General features: G+C 62.6%; 15 protein-coding genes. 6 read left to right on the forward strand and 9 right to left on the reverse strand.

Annotated features, from left to right (window positions below):
- Nucleotides 1-146: 146 nt before the first annotated feature.
- The 6 genes from Q7F16_RS17735 (at nucleotide 147) to Q7F16_RS17760 (ending at nucleotide 8,509) form a co-directional block, all read left to right on the forward strand.
- Nucleotides 147-1,304: an efflux RND transporter periplasmic adaptor subunit gene (locus Q7F16_RS17735; RefSeq protein ID WP_409556132.1), complete on the forward strand. Its 1,158-nt coding sequence runs from the start codon at nucleotides 147-149 to the stop codon at nucleotides 1,302-1,304.
- Nucleotides 1,301-4,417: a multidrug efflux RND transporter permease subunit gene (locus Q7F16_RS17740; RefSeq protein WP_046064891.1), complete on the forward strand. Its 3,117-nt coding sequence runs from the start codon at nucleotides 1,301-1,303 to the stop codon at nucleotides 4,415-4,417. The genes Q7F16_RS17735 and Q7F16_RS17740 overlap by 4 nt, the downstream gene beginning before the upstream one ends.
- Nucleotides 4,418-4,426: 9 nt before the next feature.
- Nucleotides 4,427-5,110 carry a heavy metal response regulator transcription factor gene (locus Q7F16_RS17745; RefSeq protein WP_018606111.1) on the forward strand — a complete coding sequence of 228 codons (684 nt, stop codon included), beginning with the start codon at nucleotides 4,427-4,429 and terminating at the stop codon, nucleotides 5,108-5,110.
- On the forward strand, nucleotides 5,097-6,464 hold the full coding sequence (locus Q7F16_RS17750; RefSeq protein WP_046064892.1) for a heavy metal sensor histidine kinase: 1,368 nt from the start codon (nucleotides 5,097-5,099) through the stop codon (nucleotides 6,462-6,464). The genes Q7F16_RS17745 and Q7F16_RS17750 overlap by 14 nt, the downstream gene beginning before the upstream one ends.
- A 231-nt stretch (nucleotides 6,465-6,695) precedes the next feature.
- Nucleotides 6,696-8,192 (forward strand): sensor domain-containing diguanylate cyclase, encoded by a 1,497-nt coding sequence (locus Q7F16_RS17755; protein ID WP_046064894.1) that lies wholly within the window; start codon nucleotides 6,696-6,698, stop codon nucleotides 8,190-8,192.
- Between the two features lie 152 nt (nucleotides 8,193-8,344).
- Nucleotides 8,345-8,509: a hypothetical protein gene (locus tag Q7F16_RS17760; RefSeq protein WP_162486707.1), complete on the forward strand. Its 165-nt coding sequence runs from the start codon at nucleotides 8,345-8,347 to the stop codon at nucleotides 8,507-8,509.
- A gap of 945 nt (nucleotides 8,510-9,454) precedes the next feature.
- Here the strand turns inward: Q7F16_RS17760 and lpxC are convergent.
- The 9 genes from lpxC to murD form a co-directional block, all read right to left on the reverse strand.
- Nucleotides 9,455-10,366 carry a UDP-3-O-acyl-N-acetylglucosamine deacetylase gene (gene lpxC, locus Q7F16_RS17765; protein WP_003178240.1) on the reverse strand — a complete coding sequence of 304 codons (912 nt, stop codon included), beginning with the start codon at nucleotides 10,364-10,366 and terminating at the stop codon, nucleotides 9,455-9,457.
- Nucleotides 10,367-10,478: 112 nt separating this feature from the next.
- A complete protein-coding gene (gene ftsZ / locus Q7F16_RS17770; protein ID WP_014340060.1) occupies nucleotides 10,479-11,672 on the reverse strand; it encodes a cell division protein FtsZ in 1,194 nt (397 codons plus the stop codon).
- A gap of 98 nt (nucleotides 11,673-11,770) precedes the next feature.
- Nucleotides 11,771-13,030, reverse strand: coding sequence for a cell division protein FtsA (gene ftsA / locus Q7F16_RS17775; protein WP_003205342.1), 1,260 nt, complete (start codon nucleotides 13,028-13,030; stop codon nucleotides 11,771-11,773).
- 15 nt (nucleotides 13,031-13,045) lie between these two features.
- Nucleotides 13,046-13,912, reverse strand: a complete 867-nt coding sequence (locus Q7F16_RS17780) for a cell division protein FtsQ/DivIB (protein ID WP_018606096.1) — start codon at nucleotides 13,910-13,912, stop codon at nucleotides 13,046-13,048.
- 3 nt (nucleotides 13,913-13,915) lie between these two features.
- Nucleotides 13,916-14,881 (reverse strand): D-alanine--D-alanine ligase, encoded by a 966-nt coding sequence (locus Q7F16_RS17785; protein WP_409556133.1) that lies wholly within the window; start codon nucleotides 14,879-14,881, stop codon nucleotides 13,916-13,918.
- Nucleotides 14,878-16,338, reverse strand: a complete 1,461-nt coding sequence (gene murC, locus Q7F16_RS17790) for a UDP-N-acetylmuramate--L-alanine ligase (protein WP_014340063.1) — start codon at nucleotides 16,336-16,338, stop codon at nucleotides 14,878-14,880. Before murC ends, Q7F16_RS17785 begins: the two co-directional genes overlap by 4 nt.
- Nucleotides 16,331-17,401 (reverse strand): undecaprenyldiphospho-muramoylpentapeptide beta-N-acetylglucosaminyltransferase, encoded by a 1,071-nt coding sequence (murG, locus tag Q7F16_RS17795; protein ID WP_046063615.1) that lies wholly within the window; start codon nucleotides 17,399-17,401, stop codon nucleotides 16,331-16,333. The genes murC and murG overlap by 8 nt, the downstream gene beginning before the upstream one ends.
- Nucleotides 17,391-18,608 carry a putative lipid II flippase FtsW gene (gene ftsW, locus Q7F16_RS17800; protein ID WP_046063614.1) on the reverse strand — a complete coding sequence of 406 codons (1,218 nt, stop codon included), beginning with the start codon at nucleotides 18,606-18,608 and terminating at the stop codon, nucleotides 17,391-17,393. Before ftsW ends, murG begins: the two co-directional genes overlap by 11 nt.
- The gene (gene murD / locus Q7F16_RS17805) at nucleotides 18,605-19,951 is read right to left on the reverse strand and encodes a UDP-N-acetylmuramoyl-L-alanine--D-glutamate ligase (protein WP_014340066.1); all 1,347 of its coding nucleotides are present in this window, start codon (nucleotides 19,949-19,951) and stop codon (nucleotides 18,605-18,607) included. Before murD ends, ftsW begins: the two co-directional genes overlap by 4 nt.
- Between the last annotated feature and the right edge of the window lies 1 nt (nucleotide 19,952).

The following is a 19,952-nucleotide window of genomic DNA, read 5'->3' on the forward strand; positions in this document are numbered from 1 at the left end:
CAGTTTCATCTGGCACAACCATTCATCTGACAGCAAGTCGGGACAAAACTGACAAGCCTGTCAGTTAGCCGTCACCTTCCTGACCGGCTCGTAACGCTATATAAGAAAGCTCAAACTCCTGTGTCCCGAACCGGCCCTTCATATCCATGCACACCCAGAAGAAAACCGTCCTGCTCGTCGTGTTGTTGGTCGCCTTGGTGGCCCTCGTCCTCTGGTTTGTGCTCAAGCCCGTGACCGCCAAGCCCAGCGCTCCGACTGCCGTTCCGGTACGGGCCATCAGCGTGGTGCAAAAGGATGTACCGCGCTTCGCCAGCGGCATCGGCACGGTCCTGTCGCTGCACAGCGTGGTCATCCGGCCGCAGATCGACGGCATCCTCACCCGGTTGCTGGTCAAGGAAGGGCAACTGGTCAAGAAGGGTGACCTGTTGGCGACCATCGACGATCGTTCGATCCGCGCCAGCCTCGACCAGGCCCGGGCCCAGCTCGGCGAGAGCCAGGCGCAGTTGGCGGTGGCCCAGGTCAATCTCAAGCGCTACAAATTGCTGAGCGTCGATGACGGCGTATCGAAGCAGACCTATGACCAGCAACAGGCGCTGGTCAACCAGCTCAAGGCCACCGCCCAGGGCAACCAGGCGGCCATCGACTCGGCGCAGGTGCAACTGTCCTACACACAGATCCGCTCCCCGGTGAGCGGTCGCGTCGGCATTCGCAATGTGGATGAAGGCAACTTCCTGCGCACCAGCGACACCGAAGGCCTGTTCACGGTGACCCAGATCGACCCGATCGCCGTGGAGTTCTCCCTGCCCCAGCAAATGCTGCCCACCTTGCAACGGTTGATCGCCGCGCCCGAGCAAGCCTTGGTCAAGGCTTATATCGGCGCCGATGGTGCCACCGGGGAGCTGCTCGGCGAGGGACGCCTGAGCCTCATCGACAACCAGATCAACGCCAACACCGGAACCCTGCGGGCCAAGGCTGAATTCAACAATGCCGCGCAACGGCTGTGGCCCGGGCAACTGGTGACGTTGAAGATCCAGACCGCCCTCGACAAGGACGCCCTGGTGGTGCCTCCCACTGTGGTCCAGCGCGGGCTGGAGCAACACTTCGTGTACCGGATCAAGGGCGACAAGGTCGAGAGCGTGCCGGTGGTGATGGTGTACCAGGACAGCGACCTGCACATCATCAAAGGGGTGAACGCTGGCGATCAACTGGTGAGCGATGGTCAGTCACGGCTCAAGCCAGGCAGCCACATCCAGGTGCTCAGTGATCCGCCCGCCCTGGCCAAGACCACGGAGCCGCAACCATGAAGGGTCGCGGCTCGGTTTCGGCGTGGTGCATCGACCACCCCATTGCCACGGTGCTGCTGACGTTTGCCCTGGTACTGCTGGGGGTGATCGCGTTTCCTCGCCTGCCCGTCGCACCGTTGCCGGAGGCGGAATTCCCGACCATCCAGGTCAACGCGCAGTTGCCTGGGGCCAGTCCCGAAACCATGGCCTCGTCGGTGGCGACGCCCCTGGAAGTGCAATTCAGCGCCATTCCCGGCATCACCCAGATGACTTCCAGCAGTGCCCTGGGCTCGACCAACCTGATCCTGCAATTCAGCCTCGATAAAAGCATCGACACCGCCGCCCAGGAAGTACAGGCGGCGATCAACACCGCCGCCGGCAAACTGCCCAACGACATGCCGAACCTGCCGACCTGGCGCAAGGTCAACCCTGCCGACAGCCCGGTGCTGATCCTCAGCGTCAGTTCCTCCCTGATGCCCGGCACCGAGCTGAGCGACTACGTCGAAACCCTGCTCTCGCGTCAGATCAGCCAGATCGATGGCGTAGGACAAATCTACATCACCGGCCAACAGCGTCCGGCGATCCGGGTCCAGGCCTCGGCTGACCGGCTCGCCGCCATCGGCCTGACCCTGGCGGACATCCGCCTGGCGCTCCAGCAGGCCAGCCTCAACCTGGCCAAGGGCGCCCTGTACGGCGATTCGAGCATTTCCACCCTGTCCACCAACGACCAGTTGTTCAAGCCTGCGGAGTACGGTGAGCTGATCGTGTCCTACCGGGACGGGGCACCGGTACAGCTCAAGGACATCGCCAAGGTCGTCAACGGCTCGGAAAACGCCTACGTCCAGGCCTGGTCCGACAACGAGCCGGGAGTCAACCTGGTGATCTTCCGGCAACCGGGGGCAAACATCGTCGAGACCGTCGACCGCATCCAGGCGGCCCTGCCCACCCTGCAAGCCATGTTGCCCGCCGCCGTTCAGGTCAAGGTCCTGATCGACCGCACCCAGACCATCCGTGCCTCGTTGCATGAAGTGGAAATCACCCTTCTGATCGCGGTGCTGCTGGTGGTCGCGGTGATGGCGCTGTTCCTGCGCCAGCTCTCGGCGACCCTGATTGTCTCGGCGGTGCTGGGGGTGTCGCTGACCGCCAGTTTCGCCCTGATGTACGTGATGGGTTTTAGCCTGAACAACCTGACCCTGGTGGCGATCGTCATCTCGGTGGGGTTCGTGGTGGACGATGCGATTGTGGTGGTGGAGAACATCCACCGGCACCTGGAGGCCGGCGAAAGCATGCGCGAGGCGGCGATCAAGGGTGCCGGAGAAATCGGCTTTACCGTGGTCTCCATCAGCCTCTCGCTGGTGGCGGCGTTCATTCCGCTGCTGTTCATGGGCGGCGTGGTCGGACGCCTGTTCAAGGAGTTTGCCCTGACCGCCACCTCGACCATCCTGATTTCGGTGGTGGTGTCGCTCACCTTGGCGCCGACCCTGGCCGCGCTGTTCATGCGCGCCCCGGTGCATCATGCCCACAGCACGCCAGGGTTCGGCGAGCGTTTGCTGAGCCGGTACGAGCACGGCCTGCGTCGGGCCCTGGCCCATCAAAAGCTGATGATCGGCGTGTTCGGCCTGACCCTGGCACTGGCGGTGGTGGGCTACGTGTTCATTCCCAAGGGGTTCTTCCCGGTACAGGACACCGGCCTGATACTGGGCACCAGCGAAGCCGCCGCCGATGTGTCGTTCCCCGACATGGTGGCCAAGCACAAGGCCCTGGCCGAAATCGTCGCCGCCGACCCGGCGGTGCAGACCTTCTCCCACTCCGTCGGTGTCTCGGGCAACAACCAGACCATCGCCAACGGCCGCTTCTGGATCGCCCTCAAGCCCCGTGGCGAGCGTGACGTGTCGGCCAGCGGCTTCATCGACCGGATCCGCCCGCAATTGCTGAAAATCCCCGGCGTGGTGCTGTACCTCAGGGCCGGGCAAGACATCAACCTCAGTTCTGGCCCCAGTCGCGCCCAATATCAATACGTGCTCAAGAGCAACGACGGACCGAGCCTCAACGCCTGGACGCAAAAACTCACGGACAAGCTGCGTGGCAACCCGGCGTTCCGTGACATCTCCAACGACCTGCAACTGGGCGGCAGCATCACCCACATCAACATCGACCGCAGCGCGGCGGCTCGCTTCGGCCTCACCGCCACCGATGTCGACCAGGCCCTGTACGACGCCTTCGGCCAGCGGCAGATCAATGAATTCCAGACCGAGACCAACCAGTACAACGTGATCCTGGAGCTCGACACCGCGCAACGAGGCAAGGCCGAAAGCCTGGCGTATTTCTACCTGCGTTCGCCCCTGAGTGGGGAAATGGTGCCGCTCTCGGCCCTGGCCCGCTTCGATGCGCCGAGCAACGGCCCGCTGTCAATTGCCCACGATGGCATGTTCCCGGCCGCCAACCTGTCATTCAACCTGGCGCCCGGCGTGGCCCTGGGGGACGCGGTGCGCCTGCTCGACCAGGCGAAGAACGAAATCGGCATGCCCGCCGCCATTACCGGCAGCTTCCAGGGCGCGGCCCAGGCCTTCCAGAGTTCCCTGGCGAGCCAGCCATGGCTGATCCTCGCCGCACTGGTGGCCGTGTACATCATCCTCGGCGTGCTCTACGAGAGTTTCGTGCACCCGTTGACGATCATCTCCACCCTGCCCTCGGCCGGCCTCGGCGCGCTGATCATGCTCTGGCTGCTGGGCCAGGACTTTTCGATCATGGCGCTGATCGGCCTGGTGCTGCTGATCGGGATCGTCAAGAAGAACGGCATCCTGATGATCGACTTCGCCCTCGACGCCCAGCGCAACAAAGGCCTGGCGCCCCAGGAGGCGATTTTCCAGGCGTGCCTGACACGTTTCCGGCCGATCATGATGACCACCCTGGCCGCCCTGCTCGGCGCCTTGCCGCTAATGCTCGGCTATGGCCCCGGCTCGGAGCTGCGCCAGCCCCTGGGCATCGCGGTGGTAGGCGGCCTGCTGGTGAGCCAGGCGCTGACGCTGTTCACCACACCAGTCATATACTTGTGGCTGGAGCGACTGTTCCATCGGCCCGCCCATCAGCCAGGGTCGGCGCCGACGGCGGCGCTGGCGAGCACAGACCACTGAGGCAGGGCCATGCGCGTTCTGATTATCGAAGACGAAGAAAAAACCGCGGACTATCTGCACCGCGGCCTGACCGAACAGGGCTACACCGTGGACGTGGCGCCGGACGGCATCGAGGGACTGCACCTGGCCCTGGAAACCGACTATGCGGTGATCGTGCTCGACGTGATGCTGCCAGGCCTGGACGGCTTCGGCGTACTGCGGGCCCTGCGCGCCCGCAAGCAGACCCCGGTGATCATGCTCACCGCCCGGGAACGGGTCGAGGACCGCATCAAGGGCTTGCGCGACGGCGCCGATGACTACCTGGGCAAGCCCTTCTCCTTCCTCGAACTGGTGGCCCGCCTGCAAGCCCTGACCCGTCGCAGCGGCGGCCATGAACCGGTGCAGGTGAGCATCGCCGACCTGTGGATCGACCTGATCAGCCGCAAGGCCACACGTGCTGGCCAGCGCCTGGACCTGACGGCCAAGGAGTTCTCCCTGCTCAGCGTCCTGGCCCGCCGCCAGGGTGAAATCCTCTCGAAAACCGCCATTGCCGAAATGGTCTGGGACATCAACTTCGACAGTGACGCCAACGTGGTGGAAGTGGCGATCAAACGCTTGCGAGCCAAGCTCGACGGGCCGTTCGAACAGAAGTTGCTGCACACCATCCGCGGCATGGGTTATGTGTTGGAGAGTCGCAGTGATGACGCTCCCTAACAGCATCGCCCTGCGCCTGAGCGGCCTGTTTACGCTGGTGGCGGCGCTGGTGTTCCTGTTGATCGGGGGCGCCTTGTACCAACAGGTCGCCAAGGGCCTGGGCCTGTTGCCCGAAGCCGAGCTCGATGCCCGCTACAGTGTCCTGGAGTCTACCGTTGGCCGCTACGGCACGCCTGAACACTGGGTGAAGATCAACAACAAGCTGCGGTTGCTCGGTGAAGAAGACAAGCGCATCCATTTCTGGATCGTCAGTGACGATCCACGCTTTGAATACGGCGATCCCGATGCGCAGATCCGCACCTTTGCCCAAGGCCCCCTGGGTAAGCGCGACCTGACCTTGCCCCATCGGCACTACCCGGTGAAAGTGCTGGTGAGCCAGTTCCCGGCCAAGGACCAGCGTCCGCCGCTGCGCTTCATGATCGGCATCGACACCCAGACCTTCTACCAGACCCAGCATCGCCTGTTGGTGGCGCTGGTGAGCCTGGCGATTGTCGGTGTGCTCCTGGCTTCGTTGCTGGGCTACTGGGTCGCGCGCATCGGCCTCAAGCCGCTGATCAAGCTGTCCGATGAAGCCCGGCGCCTGGCCCCGCCCCGCCTGTCCGGGCGCTTGCAGCTATCGCCCTTGCCGCCGGAGCTGAGCCAGTTCGTCAGTTCCTTCAACGCCACCCTCGACCGGGTCGAACAGGCTTATTCGCGGCTGGAATCGTTCAATGCCGACGTCGCCCATGAATTACGCTCGCCCCTGACCAACCTGATCGGCCAGACCCAAGTGGCACTGACCCGGGGACGCTCGGCCGAACACTACTTCGAAGTACTGCAATCGAATCTCGAGGAGTTGGAGCGGCTGCGCTCGATCATCAACGACATGCTGTTCCTGGCCAGCGCAGACCAGGGCAGCAAGGCCACCAAGCTGACCAGCACCTCCCTGGCCGGCGAGGTGGCGACCACCCTCGACTACCTGGACTTCATTCTGGAAGATGCCCAGGTCCAGGTCCGGGTCAGCGGTGACGCCCAGGCCAGCATCGAGATCGCCCACCTGCGTCGGGCGCTGATCAACCTGCTGAGCAACGCCGTGCAGCACACCGCGCCAGGGCAAGTGATCGACGTGCGCATCGAAGCCCTTGGCGACCAGATCAGCCTCGCCGTCACCAATCCCGGCGAGCCGATTGCCGGCGAGCATCTGCCACGCCTGTTCGAACGCTTCTATCGCGTCGATGCCTCGCGCAGCAACAGTGGCGCCAACCATGGGCTGGGGCTGGCCATCGTCAAGGCCATTGCTCTGATGCATGGTGGCGATGTGTTTGTGCACAGCGACCAAGGCGCCAACACGTTCGGGATCCGCTTGCCAGCCTGAGACAGCCACAAGGCTCGATCTTTTCCTGCGTTGAATGCTGGGCGAAAGCCAACTCGATCAAAATCGACAGATCGCAGCCTTCGGCAGCTCCTACCCATTTATTGCGCAAACACTGATTGCCCGCCCTCACCGATCCAAGCACAATCAGCAAAAGGCCAGCATCTGGTTCATTGCCGGTTTGCAATCCTTTGGGACGGATCCCAGCCACATGACAATGCAGACATCGGACCCATGAGCGCGCGCAGTGCGACACCTGGCAACACCCCGCCTTCGATACGTTCCGAACGGGTACTCGTACTGGCCAGTTCGCTGGTTGTCGTTGCTATCCTGAGCATCGTGACTTTTCTGCTGATCCGCGAACATGCCGCCGCACAACAGGCAGCGACACGTGCGGCGACCAATATCGTGCAACTGATTGACGCCGATGTGTTGCGTAACGTGGAGCTCTACGACCTGTCGTTGCAAGGTCTGGTCGCTGCCGCCAAACGTGACGACCTGGAAGACGTTTCACCAGCGATTCGCCATCTGGCACTGTTCGACCGCGCCACCGCCGCCCCCTACAAAGGCGATATCCTGCTGCTGGACAAACGCGGCGATGTGATCGCTGACTCCGCCTCGATCACACCGCGCAAAGGCAACTATGCCGATCGGGAGTATTTCCAGTCCCATGTCCAAGATCCAAGCCCGGACATGATGATCAGCCGCCCGTTCCGCTCCAGAAGTCATGCGCAGGACTGGCGCATCAGTTTCAGCTATCGACTTAGCGACGAACGAGGCGAGTTCATGGGCGTGGCCGAGGCCGCGATGCGCCTAAATTACTTCAACCAATTGTTCAAGAGTCTGAACATCGGTCATGGCGGTACGGTCAACCTGGTCAGCCGCGACGGTATCCTCCTGGCACAAGAGCCCCCCTTGGCCGAAGACCTGACAGGCAAGGACTTCAGTCACCGACCGAATTTCATGCGGATCCTGCGCGAAGGCAATGGCAGTTTCACCAGCGTTTCCGGCCAGGATCAGAAGCCGCGCCTGTATACCTTTTCCCAAGTGGGCAACTTGCCTTTGATTGTCGTGGTGGCGCTCTCCTCTCAAGAGGTGTTCGCGTCATGGCAACGCACGGCATTGTTGGTCAGTGGCGCTACCGGCGCGCTGTGCATCGGTTTGCTCTGGCTCACCTGGCTGCTGCGCCGCGAATTGCGACGCCGCTACAGAGCTGAACGGGAATTGGCTCAACTGGCATCCGTCGACTCCCTTACAGGACTGGCCAACCGACGAACACTGGACGAGACGTTGCAACAGGAATGGCTGCGCGCCCAACGTTCGGGACAACCGTTGTCTGTCTTGATGATCGATGCGGATCACTTCAAGGCGTTCAATGATCGCCATGGTCATCAACGGGGTGACGAGGCCCTGCGAGCCTTGGCACAGTTGATCAGCAAACATGTTCGTCGCCCCGCCGACCTGGCGGCGCGCTACGGTGGTGAAGAGTTCTCGGTGGTGCTGCCGGAAACCACCACCGCCGGTGCATTCACCATGGCCCAGAACATTCGCGACGCGGTTGAACAGTTGCCACCGGTGATCGAGGGGGGAGCGCCGATGACGGTGAGTATCGGCATCGCCACTTGGGTAAACGGGCCGTATGGCGAGCTCCAGCAACTTTTGTTCGCCGCGGACAAGGCGCTGTACCAGGCTAAGGCCAGTGGGCGAAATCGTGTGGTTTGTGCGATGTGACGCTTTCCCTGTGGCTGTTCACTTAGTGTGTATATCCGTTGCTGCGATAACGGCTGCTGGCGGTTCCGCTCTTACAGCGGGTCACTTTCGAAAAGCGCGAAAGTAACCAAAGCGCTCCTGCCCCACCACTTGGTGCCTCGCCTAGGCTCGGCATGCCTGAACGAAGGCATTGCTCCGTGGGCCGCCGCGAAGGGCCATCCATGGCCCAGCGCGGCTATCCCGGCATCCATGCCGGGTTGCCCACTGCGCAATACCTTCGTTCAGCCAGCGTGGTTAACGGGGCGCCCGAGATCAACGTCCGCCACGAGGCGGCCTGATAGCCGACCTGGTTCTTGATGGGGACCGTATTTCTCCTGTGGGAGCGGGCTTGCTCGCGAAAGCAGTATCACAGTCGATGAAGATGTTGGATGTGCTGACCCCTTCGCGAGCAAGCCCGCTCCCACAGGGGGGCTGTGTTGGATATGAATTTTGTGTCCGCTGAAGATTGACTGTGGGAGCGAGCCTGCTCGCGATGGCGGTGGTTCAGTCACAGGGATGTTGGGCTTACTGGCCTCATCGCGAGCAGCCTCGCTCCCACAGGGGGGCTGTGTTGGATATGAATTTTGTGTCCACTGAAGATTGAATGTGGCAGCGAGCCTGCTCGCGATGGCGGTGGTTCAGTCACAGGGATGTTGGGCTTACTGGCCTCATCGCGAGCAGGCTCGCTCCCACAGGGGGGCTGTGTTGGGCATAAGTTTTGTGTTCACTGAAGATTGAATGTGGGAGCGGGCTTGCTCGCGAAGGCGGTGTATCAGCTTGCGGTGATGTTGGATGTGCTGGCCCCATCGCGAGCAAGCTTTGCTCCCACAGATCTGACAGGTGTATGACCAGGAGAGCCAGGTCGGCTGTTAGGCCGCCTCGCGGTGGACGTTGATCTCGGGCGCCCCGTTAACCACGCTGGCCGAACGCAGGCATTGCGCAGTGGGCAACCCGGCATGGATGCCGGGTTAGCCGCGCTGGGCCATGGATGGCCCTTCGCGGCGGGCCCACGGAGCAATGCCTTCGTTCAGGCATGCCGAGCCTAGGCGAGGCACCGAGTGGTGGGGCAAGAGCGTTTTGGTTACTTTTGACTGGGCCGGCTCCCGGGCTCTTCAAAAGTGACCCGCTGTAAGAGCGGAACCATAAGCCGCCGTTACCGCAGCAATGGATATACACACCAAAAAAAGCGCCCATAAAAAAAGGCCACCCAAAGGCAGCCTTCAAAAACTAGAGAGGTTTTTTGCTTACACGGCCGCAACAGGACGCATGTAAGAGATTGGCGCGGTGCTGGCGTCTTCGAACGTCACGACTTCCCAAGCATCTTTCTGCTCAATCAACTTGCGCAGCAGCTGGTTGTTCAGTGCATGGCCGGACTTGAAGCCCTTGAACTCACCAATCAGGCTATTGCCCAGCAGGTAGAGGTCGCCGATTGCATCGAGGATCTTGTGTTTGACGAATTCGTCTTCATAGCGAAGGCCGTCTTCGTTCAAGACACCATCGGAATCGACCACGATCGCGTTTTCAACACTGCCGCCGAGTGCGAGGTTGTGCTTGCGCAGGTACTCGATGTCACTCATGAAACCAAAGGTACGGGCGCGGCTGACTTCTTTTACGAACGAAGTGCTGGAAAAATCCACGCTTGCACTCTGGGTGCGGTCACGGAAAACCGGGTGATCGAAATCGATCTCGAAGCTCACCTTGAAACCTTCGAAAGGGACGAAAGTGGCGCGCTTGTCGCCATCTTCCACTGTCACTTCCCGCAAGATGCGGATGAACTTCTTGGCCGCGTCCTGTTCTTCCAGGCCAGCCGATTGAATCAGGAATACGAAGGGTCCGGCACTGCCATCCATGATCGGGACTTCGGACGCGGAGAGCTCGACGTAGGCGTTATCGATGCCCAGGCCAGCCATGGCCGAGAGCAAATGCTCCACCGTGTCCACTTTGGTGTCACCGTTGACCAGTGTGGTCGACATAGTGGTTTCACCAACGTTTTCCGCGCGAGCAGGAATCTGCACCACAGGGTCGAGGTCGGCACGACAAAACACAATGCCGGTATCGATAGGCGCGGGCTTGAGGGTCAGGTAGACCTTCTCGCCGGAGTGCAAGCCGACACCTGTGGCACGGATAATATTCTTCAGGGTGCGTTGTTTAATCATGGCATGGGCCGCTTCAGCGCAAATTGCGAACTGGTATCAACAAAGGCTGGCGATGATAGCAGACCAGACCTTTGCTGAACACCAATCACCCGTATCCCCCTGATACATTTCATCAATCGGCCTGACGACGCAGGAAAGCCGGGATGTCCAGGTAATCCAGATCGTCTTGCGGATTCATCTTCGCGGCAGTCGCAGCACCGGCCTGGGCCTGGTTGCGCATGACGGTCGGACGGTCCAGGTCACGGTAGTTCACCGCAGGTGCTTCCTGACGCGAAGCCACTTGTTGTTGCGGTTGCGAAGCCATGGAAGTGTGAACGGTGTTGTCGATGACCTTCACAGGCTTCTCGATTTTCGCGCCCAGACCCGTGGCAACCACGGTAACGTGCAACTCGTCGCGCATGTCCGGATCGATAACGGTACCGACCTTGACCATCGCGTGCTCGGAAGCGAAGGCTTCGATGATGCTACCCACGTCGGAGTACTCACCCAGGGACAGGTCAGGACCGGCGGTGATGTTCACCAGGATGCCGCGTGCACCTTGCAGGTTCACGTCTTCGAGCAACGGGTTGCGGATGGCCGCTTCGGTGGCCTCGCGTGCACGGTTCGGACCGCTGGCGCAGCCAGTGCCCATCATTGCCATGCCCATTTCGCTCATGACAGTCCGTACGTCGGCAAAGTCGACGTTGATCATGCCCGGACGCTTGATGATGTCGGAGATACCGCGAACGGCACCGGCCAGTACATCGTCAGCCTTGGCGAAAGCCGACAGCAGGCTTGCGTCTTTACCGAGGATGGTCAGCAGCTTCTCGTTGGGAATGGTGATCAACGAGTCGACGCTTTCAGACAGCAGACGGATACCTTCGTCGGCGATCTGCATACGCTTGCGGCCTTCGAAAGGGAACGGACGAGTCACCACCGCAACGGTGAGGATCCCCATTTCCTTGGCCACTTCGGCAATGATTGGCGCCGCACCGGTACCGGTGCCGCCGCCCATGCCCGTGGTAATGAACACCATGTTGGTGCCTTGCAGGACTTCTGCGATGCGCTCACGGTCTTCGAGAGCGGCCTGACGACCGACCTCAGGGTTGGCGCCGGCGCCCAGGCCTTTGGTCACGCCAGTGCCCAATTGCAGGATGGTCCGCGCGCCGATGGATTTCAGCGCCTGGGCATCAGTGTTGGCGCAGATGAATTCAACGCCTTCAATGTTGCTCTTGACCATGTGGTTGACAGCGTTGCCGCCGCCACCGCCGACACCGATTACTTTGATAACCGGGCTAGCGGGGATGTTGTCTACGAGTTCGAACATTTTCCCTCTCCTTTCATTCTCTAGTTTTTTCGCCTACTGCGTTTGCTGCGTCTTCCCGCGCCAAGCCTGAAACTTGCCGCTTGAAGCTTTGAAACTGTTTAAAAATTGCCTTTGACCCAAGCCTGGAGCCGCTCGAACAGCGGAGCCTTCGGCTCGTCGCTGCTGTAGCTGTCGCGGCTGCCAATGCCCGAAAACGAAATCCCGTCGGACTGTTTCTGCAAGCCGTACATCAACAGGCCCACGCCAGTGGAATAGATCGGGTTGCGGACCACGTCATCCAGGCCCTTGACGCCATGGGGCACGCCCAGGCGCACCGGCATGTGGAAAATCTCTTCGGCCAGCTCGACCGCGCCTTCCATCTTCGACGTACCGCCGGTCAGCACGATGCCGGCCGGGATCAGGTCTTCGTAGCCACTGCGACGCAGTTCGGCCTGGATCAGCGTGAACAGCTCGTCGTAACGCGGCTCGACCACTTCGGCCAGGGCCTGGCGCGACAGTTCGCGCGGTGGACGGTCGCCGACGCTTGGCACCTTGATGGTTTCGCCGGCACCGGCCAGCTTCGCCAGGGCGCAGGCGTAACGGATCTTGATTTCTTCGGCGTACTGGGTCGGGGTGCGCAACGCCATGGCGATGTCGTTGGTCACCTGGTCACCGGCAATCGGGATCACCGCCGTGTGGCGGATCGCGCCTTCGGTGAAGATCGCGATGTCGGTGGTGCCGCCGCCGATGTCCACCAGGCACACGCCCAGCTCTTTCTCGTCGTCGGTCAGCACCGAGTAGGCCGAAGCCAGTTGCTCGAGGATGATGTCGTCGATTTCCAGGCCGCAGCGGCGCACGCATTTCTCGATGTTCTGCGCAGCGTTCACCGCACAGGTCACCACGTGGACCTTGGCTTCCAGGCGCACGCCGGACATGCCCAGGGGCTCACGCACGCCTTCCTGGTTATCGATCACGTAATCCTGCGGCAGGGTGTGCAGCACACGCTGGTCGGCCGGAATCGCCACGGCCTGGGCCGCATCGAGCACGCGCTCAAGGTCGGCGGAGCTGACTTCACGATCACGAATCGCCACGATGCCGTGGGAGTTCAGGCTGCGGATGTGATTGCCCGCCACGCCGACGAACGCCGAGTGGATCCGGCAACCGGCCATCAGCTGCGCCTCTTCGATGGCGCGCTGGATCGATTGCACGGTGGACTCGATGTTCACCACCACGCCTTTTTTCAAGCCGCGGGACGGGTGTGTACCGATCCCGACGATGACCAGCGTGCCGTCGTCCGCGACTTCGCCTACCAGCGCCACCACCTTGGAAGTGCCGATATCAAGACCGACGATCATTTTCCCGCTTTGCACGTTTGCCATGGGTCCTGCCTCTTCTTAATTCTTCGCGACGGCGGGTTCGGCCGTCGTGGGCGCTACAGGTTCCCGCCAGCCAACAGCCAGGCCGTTGGCGTAGCGCAGATCGATGCGCGCAATGTTCGTAATCTGTTCTTTGAGCGTCTTGTCATAGATGGCGATGAAGCGGCGCATCTTTTCCACCAGGTTGCCGCGACCGAGCAACAGCTCGATGCCCGGCCCCGAGCTGCCCGCGCCAGTGGTCAGGAACCAACTGCCGCGCTCACGCAATTCCAGGCGCGCGATGGAGAAGCCCAACGGCCGCAACATCTGGCTCAACACCTGGTACTGCTGCATCACTTTCTGCTGGGCCCGCTGTGGGCCGAACAGTTGTGGCAAATGTTCATAGTTGGCCAGTTCCCGCGGCGTAAACGCCTGGCCCTGGTTGTTCAACAACGACTCGTCGCCCCAACGGGCCACCGGCAATTGTTCTTCCAGGCGGATCGACACCTGGTCAGGCCACACCCGCCGGACTTCGGCGTGGGCGATCCAAGGCATCTGTTCCAGCTCCGTGCGCATGCCCGCCAGGTCGATGGTGAAGAAACTCGACGCGACGAACGGGGCAATCCGCTGCTGCACGGCCTGCTGGCTGATGTAGCTCAGGTCACCCTGGACGTTGATCCGGGCGATCGGTCGGTCGGCATAAGGCAGCAACCGTTGCGCGCCTTCATACGTACCGAACCCCAGCGCCACCAGCAGCACAGGCCAGAACAAGCTCTTGAGAAAACCAAAATTGGCTTTCGGCAAGCGCGCCGACATCGGCTCTTTGGCCACCATTCGGCTGGCACCCCGCGGCACCGGCTTGCGACCGGGTGCGGATGGCTGATGACGAAGCGATGCGCCTTGCATGGCTTAACCTCTTGGCTCTTGATGGCCGACGCTGGCGGCCAGGATCGACAGCACCAGTTGCTGGAAATCCAGACCGGCGGCACGGGCCGCCATCGGCACCAGGCTGTGGTCGGTCATGCCCGGCGCGGTGTTGACTTCCAGGAACCAGAACTGCCCATCGGCGTCCTGCATCACGTCTGCCCGGCCCCAACCGGCGATACCCAGCGCCTCACAGGCCTTGGCCGTGAGGTCCATCAGTTGTTTTTCCTTGGCGGCGTCCAGCCCGCAGGGAATGCGGTACTGGGTATCGTTGGCGACGTACTTGGCGTCGTAGTCGTAGAACGTGTGGGGCGTGCCCAGCGCAATCGGGGGCAACACCTGGTCACGCAGGGTGGCGATGGTGAACTCGGGACCGGAAATCCATTGCTCGACCAACACTTGCGAATCGTAGGAACTGGCGTCTTTCCATGCCGCGGTCAACTCAGGCAGCGAATTCACTTTCGCCATGCCGATACTTGAACCTTCATGGGCCGGTTTGACGATCAAAGGGAAGCCCAGTTCCGTGGCCGCCGAAATACAATCGGCCTCGGACGCCAGCACGGCGTGGCGTGGCGTCGGAATGCCGAGGCTGTGCCAGACCTGCTTGGTGCGTAGCTTGTCCATCGCCAGGGCGGAGGCCAGGATGCCGCTGCCGGTGTAGGGAATGCCCAGGCATTCGAGCAGGCCTTGCATGCTGCCGTCTTCGCCACCGCGACCGTGCAGGATGATGAACGCGCGGTCGATCTTTTCGCTCAGCAGGCGCTGCAGGAAATCATCGCCCACGTCGATGCCGAATGCGTCGACACCGGCGTCTTGCAGGGCTTGCAGCACGGCGTTGCCGGACTTGAGGGACACCTCGCGCTCGGCGCTCTTGCCACCGAACAGCACGGCAACGCGGCCGAAGGCTTTCGGATCAAGGGTCGAGACCAGGTTGGCGTAGGCAGCAGTCATTTCAGTTTCCCCTCGCTGGCGGCCACGATTGCCCCGGCGAATAACGGACTGTTCAACAGTTTCGGGGCCAGGCCTCCGATGTCACCGGCACCCTGGCACAGCAGGATGTCGCCGGCGCGCAGCAGCGGCTTGACCAGCGGCGCGAGGTCCACGCCGCGTTCGATGTAGATCGGGTCCAACTGGCCGCGCTGGCGAATGCTGTGGCACAGCTGGCGGCTGTCGGCTCCCGGGATCGGCTCTTCACCGGCCGGATAGACTTCCATCAACAGCAGCACGTTGGCGTCGGCCAGCACCTGGACGAAATCGTCATACAGGTCGCGGGTGCGGCTGTAGCGGTGCGGCTGGTAGACCATCACCAGGCGGCGTTCCGGCCAGCCACCGCGCACGGCCTTGATCACTGCGGCGACTTCAGTCGGGTGGTGGCCGTAGTCGTCCACCAGCATCACGTTGCCGCCGTCCACCGGCAGTTCGCCGTAGACCTGGAAGCGTCGGCCCACACCCTGGAAGCCGGACAGGCCCTGGACGATGGCTTCATCGCTGACGCCTTCGTCGGTGGCGATGCAGATGGTCGCCAAGGCGTTCAGCACGTTGTGGTTGCCGGGCATGTTCACCGACACGTCCAACGGTTCGCGATCCGGGCGCAACACGGTGAAGAACGTCTGCATGCCCTGCTGGCGCACGTTGATGGCGCGTACGTCGGCGTCTTCGCCAAAGCCGTAGGTCACGGTCGGACGCTTGATCAGTGGCAAGATTTCGCGCACCACCGGATCGTCCAGGCACACCACCGCCAAACCGTAGAACGGCAGGTTGTGCAGGAACTCGACGAAGGTTTTCTTCAGTTTGTTGAAGTCACCGTCGTAGGTCGCCATGTGGTCGGCGTCGATGTTGGTGACCACGGCCACCAGCGGTTGCAGGTGCAGGAAACTCGCATCGCTCTCGTCGGCTTCGGCGATCAGGTAGCGGCTGGTGCCCAACTGGGCATTGGTGCCCGCGGCATTCAGACGGCCACCGATCACGAACGTCGGGTCCAGGCCACCGGCCGCGAACACCGAGGCGATCAGGCTGGTGGTGGTGGTCTTGCCGTGGGTACCGGCGACGGCGATGCCGTGGCGATAGCGCATCAGCTCAGCCAGCATCTCGGCCCGTGGTACCACGGGGATACGGCGCTCCAGGGCAGTGGCGACTTCCGGGTTGGAAGTGTTCACGGCACTGGAAACCACCAGCACGTCGGCATTGGCGGCGTTCTCGGCACGGTGGCCGATAAAGATCTGCGCGCCGAAGGACTCCAGGCGCTCGGTGACCGGGGAGGCCTTCAGGTCGGAACCCGAGACCTGGTAACCCAGGTTCAGCAGCACCTCGGCGATCCCGCACATGCCCACGCCGCCGATACCGACGAAGTGGATGCGGCGGATACGGCGCATTTCCGGTTGCGGCATGGCTTTGCGATTTTCAACCATGGGCCACCTCCAGGCAGGTATCGACCACTTGGGCCGTGGCATCGGGTTTGGCCAGCCGGCGTGCGGCGCGGGCCATGTCTTCAAGTCGTTGCGGCTGCATCAAAACCTCTGTCAGGCGGGCGGCAAGATCCGCGGCGCCAGTCGTTCTTTGCGGCATCAGGAAGGCAGCGCCTTCACGGGCCAAATAATCGGCGTTACGGGTCTGGTGATCGTCAATGGCGTGAGGCAAAGGCACGAGCATCGAGGGCAGACCGGCGGCAGCCAGTTCACTGACGGTCAGCGCGCCTGCGCGGCAGACCACCAGGTCGGCCCAGCCATAGGCTTGGGCCATGTCGTTGATGAAGGGCTGCACTTGCGCCTCGACGCCGGCGGCGCGGTAGCGCTCGGCAGTCACTTCATCGTGTTGTTTGCCGGCCTGGTGAAACACTTCCGGGCGCAGTTCAGGGGCGACCTGCGACAGGGCTTCGGGCAGCAATTTGTTCAACGGTTCTGCCCCCAGGCTTCCGCCCAGGACCAGCAAACGCGCCTTGCGTCCAGCCAGGGCTGGGCGCGGTGTATCGAAAAACAGCTCGGCACGCACCGGATTACCGGTGGTGCGGCGGCTGCCCGACAGGGTAAAGGTGTCGGGAAAGGCTTCACAGACCCGGGCGGCCAACGGCACCAGTAACCGATTGGCGGTACCGGCCACGGCGTTCTGCTCGTGGACGATCACCGGCACACCGGCCAGTTTTGCCGCAACGCCGCCAGGACCGGTCACATAACCACCAAAGCCCACCACGCACACCGGCCGCAAGCGACGGATGATCGCCCGTGCCTGCCAGATCGACTTGAGCAGCATCAGCGGCGCCTTGAGCAACGACAGCTTGCCCTTGCCCCGCAGGCCGCTGGCGTTGATCCGGTGCAGTTCGAGGCCAGCGCCAGGGACCAGTTCGTTCTCGATCCCCCGCGGCGTGCCCAGCCAATGCACGGTGTAGCCGCGTGCCTGGAACTCCCGGGCACAGGCCAGCGCCGGGAAGACATGCCCGCCGGTGCCGCCGGCCATGATCAGCACGTTAGCGCCCATGAGTCGGCTCCTCGGCGAAGTCGCTCTCCTGGAATTCCATCTCTTCGCTGCCCAAGTGGGTTCGACTCTCCCATTCGATGCGCAGCAACAGCCCGAGGCAGGCACAGCAGATCACCAGGGAACTGCCGCCATAACTGAGGAACGGCAGCGTCAGGCCCTTGGTCGGCAACAGGCCTACGTTCACGCCGATGTTGATCAGGAACTGGCCGATCCACAGGAACGACAGGCCATACGCCACGTAGGCGGCAAAGAACTGCTTGGCCTTCTCGGCCCACAAGCCGATGTACATTCCGCGTACGCAGACGAACACGAACAAGGCAACGGTGCACAAGGAGCCCACCACCCCCAGCTCTTCGGCCAGGACCGAGAACACGAAGTCGGTGTGGGCTTCCGGCAGGTAGAACTGCTTCTGCACGCTGTTGCCCAGGCCCACGCCCAGCCATTCGCCGCGACCGAAGGCAATCAGTGCCTGGGTCAATTGATAGCCGGAACCGAACTGGTCGGCCCACGGATCGGTAAAGGTGATCAGGCGCGCCATCCGATACGGTTGTGCCTGTACCAGCACCGTCACAGCCCCCACCGCCAGCGCGACCATCAGGGTAAAACGGAACAGCCCGACGCCACCCAGGAACAACATGGCCGCCGCCGCGCCCATCATCACCACCGTGGCGCCGAAGTCCGGCTCCATCAGCAGCAGGCCCGCCATCGGCAGCAACACGATGAACGGCTTGAAGAAACCCATCCAGCTCTCGCGCACTTCCTTCTGGCGACGCACCAGATAGCCGGCGAGGTAGATCACCACGAAGACCTTGGCGATCTCCGACGGCTGGACGTTGAAGAAGCTGAAGCCGATCCAGCGCATGGAGCCGTTGACCTCGCGGCCAATACCCGGCACCAGTACCATCACCAACAGGCCGAAGGCACCGAGCAGCATCAGCCAGCCGAGGCGTTGCCAGGTGGCGATCGGCACCATCATGGTGACGATGCAAGCGCCCAGGCCGATCACCAGGTAAATCAGGTGGCGGATCATGTGGTAAAGGGTGTTGCCCGACTGCACGGCGGCCACTTCCGACGACGCGGAGGTGATCATCACCAGGCCCAGGCCCAGCAAGGCCAGGCAACCGACTAGCATCGGGAAATCCAGGTCGATGCCACGCCCGGTAATCAACGGCGACGGATACGGCTTGATGATATTCATCAGGCTCATGCCAAGTCCTCCGCGGCCCGGGCGAACAACTGCCCGCGCTCTTCGTAGTTCTTGAACATGTCGAAACTGGCGCAGGCCGGTGACAGCAGCACCGCATCGCCCGGGTGTGCGAGTGCGCGGCATTGCTGCACCGCCTCGTCCAGCGAACCAACGCGAACCAGCGGCACCGCATCACCGAGGGCCTGGGCGATCAGTTCGCGGTCACGGCCCATCAGCACCACGGCACGGCAGTTGGCCGCCACCGGGTCGCGCAGGTCCTTGAAGTCGGCGCCCTTGCCGTCGCCGCCGGCGATCAGCACGAGCTTGCCTTCGATGTCCGCACCCAGCCCTTCGATGGCCGCCAGTGCGGCACCGACGTTGGTGGCCTTGGAGTCGTTGTACCAGGCCACGCCGTCCAGATCGCGCACCCACTGGCAGCGGTGTTCGAGACCGGCAAACGTGCGCAGGGCCGAGAGCATGGCGTCGAACGGCAGGCCGACCGCATGCCCCAGGGCCAACGCGGCCAGGGCATTGGCCTGGTTGTGGGCGCCACGAATCTTCAGTTCGCGCACCGGCATCAGGTTCTGGAATTCGAAGGCCAGGTATTTCTCGCCATTCTCTTCACGCAGCCCGAAGCCTTTGAAATCCGGTACGCCCAGACCGAAGGACCAGCACGGCATGCCCTCGCCCAGCAACGGACGGGTCAGGGCGTCCTGACGGTTGAACACCACTTGCCGGGCACCGCGGAAGATCCGGTGCTTGGCCAGGTGATACGCCGGCAGGCCGCTGTAGCGGTCCATGTGGTCTTCGCTGACGTTGAGCACGGTGGCCACTTCGGCGCCCAGGTGGTCGGTGGTCTCGAGCTGGAAGCTCGACAGTTCCATCACGTACAGCTCGACCTCGTCGCTGAGCAGGTCCAGCGCCGGGGTACCCAGGTTGCCGCCTACGGCGACGCGCTTGCCGGCCGCAGCGGCCATCTCGCCGACCAGGGTGGTGACGGTGCTCTTGGCATTGGAACCGCTGATGGCAACGATCGGCGCCTTGGCGTTACGCGCGAACAACTCGATGTCGCCGGACAATTTCACGCCACGGGCAGCGGCAGCCTGCAGGGCCGGAGTCGCCAGGGCCAGGCCGGGGCTCACGTAGAGCTCATCGGCGCGGCACAGGAACTCGACGTCCAGCTCGCCACAACGCACGTCCACCTGCGGATAGTCACGGCGCAGCGTGGCCAGCTCAGGCGGATTTTCCCGCGTATCGGCCACGGCAAACGACACGCCCCGGTTCGCCAGGAAGCGAACCAGGGACATGCCGCTCTTGCCGAGGCCGACAACGATGCGGAAGTGGTCAGAAGCGATCAGGGACACT

Source organism: Pseudomonas sp. Lb2C2, from assembly GCF_052112205.1.
Classification (GTDB): Bacteria; Pseudomonadota; Gammaproteobacteria; order Pseudomonadales; family Pseudomonadaceae; genus Aquipseudomonas; species Aquipseudomonas kilonensis.

Coding starts and splice junctions, on each gene's coding strand:
- Q7F16_RS17735 (WP_409556132.1), top strand. CDS start 147: ATGCACACCCAGAAGAAAACCGTCCTGCTCGTCGTGTTGTTGGTCGCC.
- Q7F16_RS17740 (WP_046064891.1), top strand. CDS start 1,301: ATGAAGGGTCGCGGCTCGGTTTCGGCGTGGTGCATCGACCACCCCATT.
- Q7F16_RS17745 (WP_018606111.1), top strand. CDS start 4,427: ATGCGCGTTCTGATTATCGAAGACGAAGAAAAAACCGCGGACTATCTG.
- Q7F16_RS17750 (WP_046064892.1), top strand. CDS start 5,097: ATGACGCTCCCTAACAGCATCGCCCTGCGCCTGAGCGGCCTGTTTACG.
- Q7F16_RS17755 (WP_046064894.1), top strand. CDS start 6,696: ATGAGCGCGCGCAGTGCGACACCTGGCAACACCCCGCCTTCGATACGT.
- Q7F16_RS17760 (WP_162486707.1), top strand. CDS start 8,345: ATGCCTGAACGAAGGCATTGCTCCGTGGGCCGCCGCGAAGGGCCATCC.
- lpxC (WP_003178240.1), bottom strand. CDS start 10,366: ATGATTAAACAACGCACCCTGAAGAATATTATCCGTGCCACAGGTGTC.
- ftsZ (WP_014340060.1), bottom strand. CDS start 11,672: ATGTTCGAACTCGTAGACAACATCCCCGCTAGCCCGGTTATCAAAGTA.
- ftsA (WP_003205342.1), bottom strand. CDS start 13,030: ATGGCAAACGTGCAAAGCGGGAAAATGATCGTCGGTCTTGATATCGGC.
- Q7F16_RS17780 (WP_018606096.1), bottom strand. CDS start 13,912: ATGCAAGGCGCATCGCTTCGTCATCAGCCATCCGCACCCGGTCGCAAG.
- Q7F16_RS17785 (WP_409556133.1), bottom strand. CDS start 14,881: ATGACTGCTGCCTACGCCAACCTGGTCTCGACCCTTGATCCGAAAGCC.
- murC (WP_014340063.1), bottom strand. CDS start 16,338: ATGGTTGAAAATCGCAAAGCCATGCCGCAACCGGAAATGCGCCGTATC.
- murG (WP_046063615.1), bottom strand. CDS start 17,401: ATGGGCGCTAACGTGCTGATCATGGCCGGCGGCACCGGCGGGCATGTC.
- ftsW (WP_046063614.1), bottom strand. CDS start 18,608: ATGAGCCTGATGAATATCATCAAGCCGTATCCGTCGCCGTTGATTACC.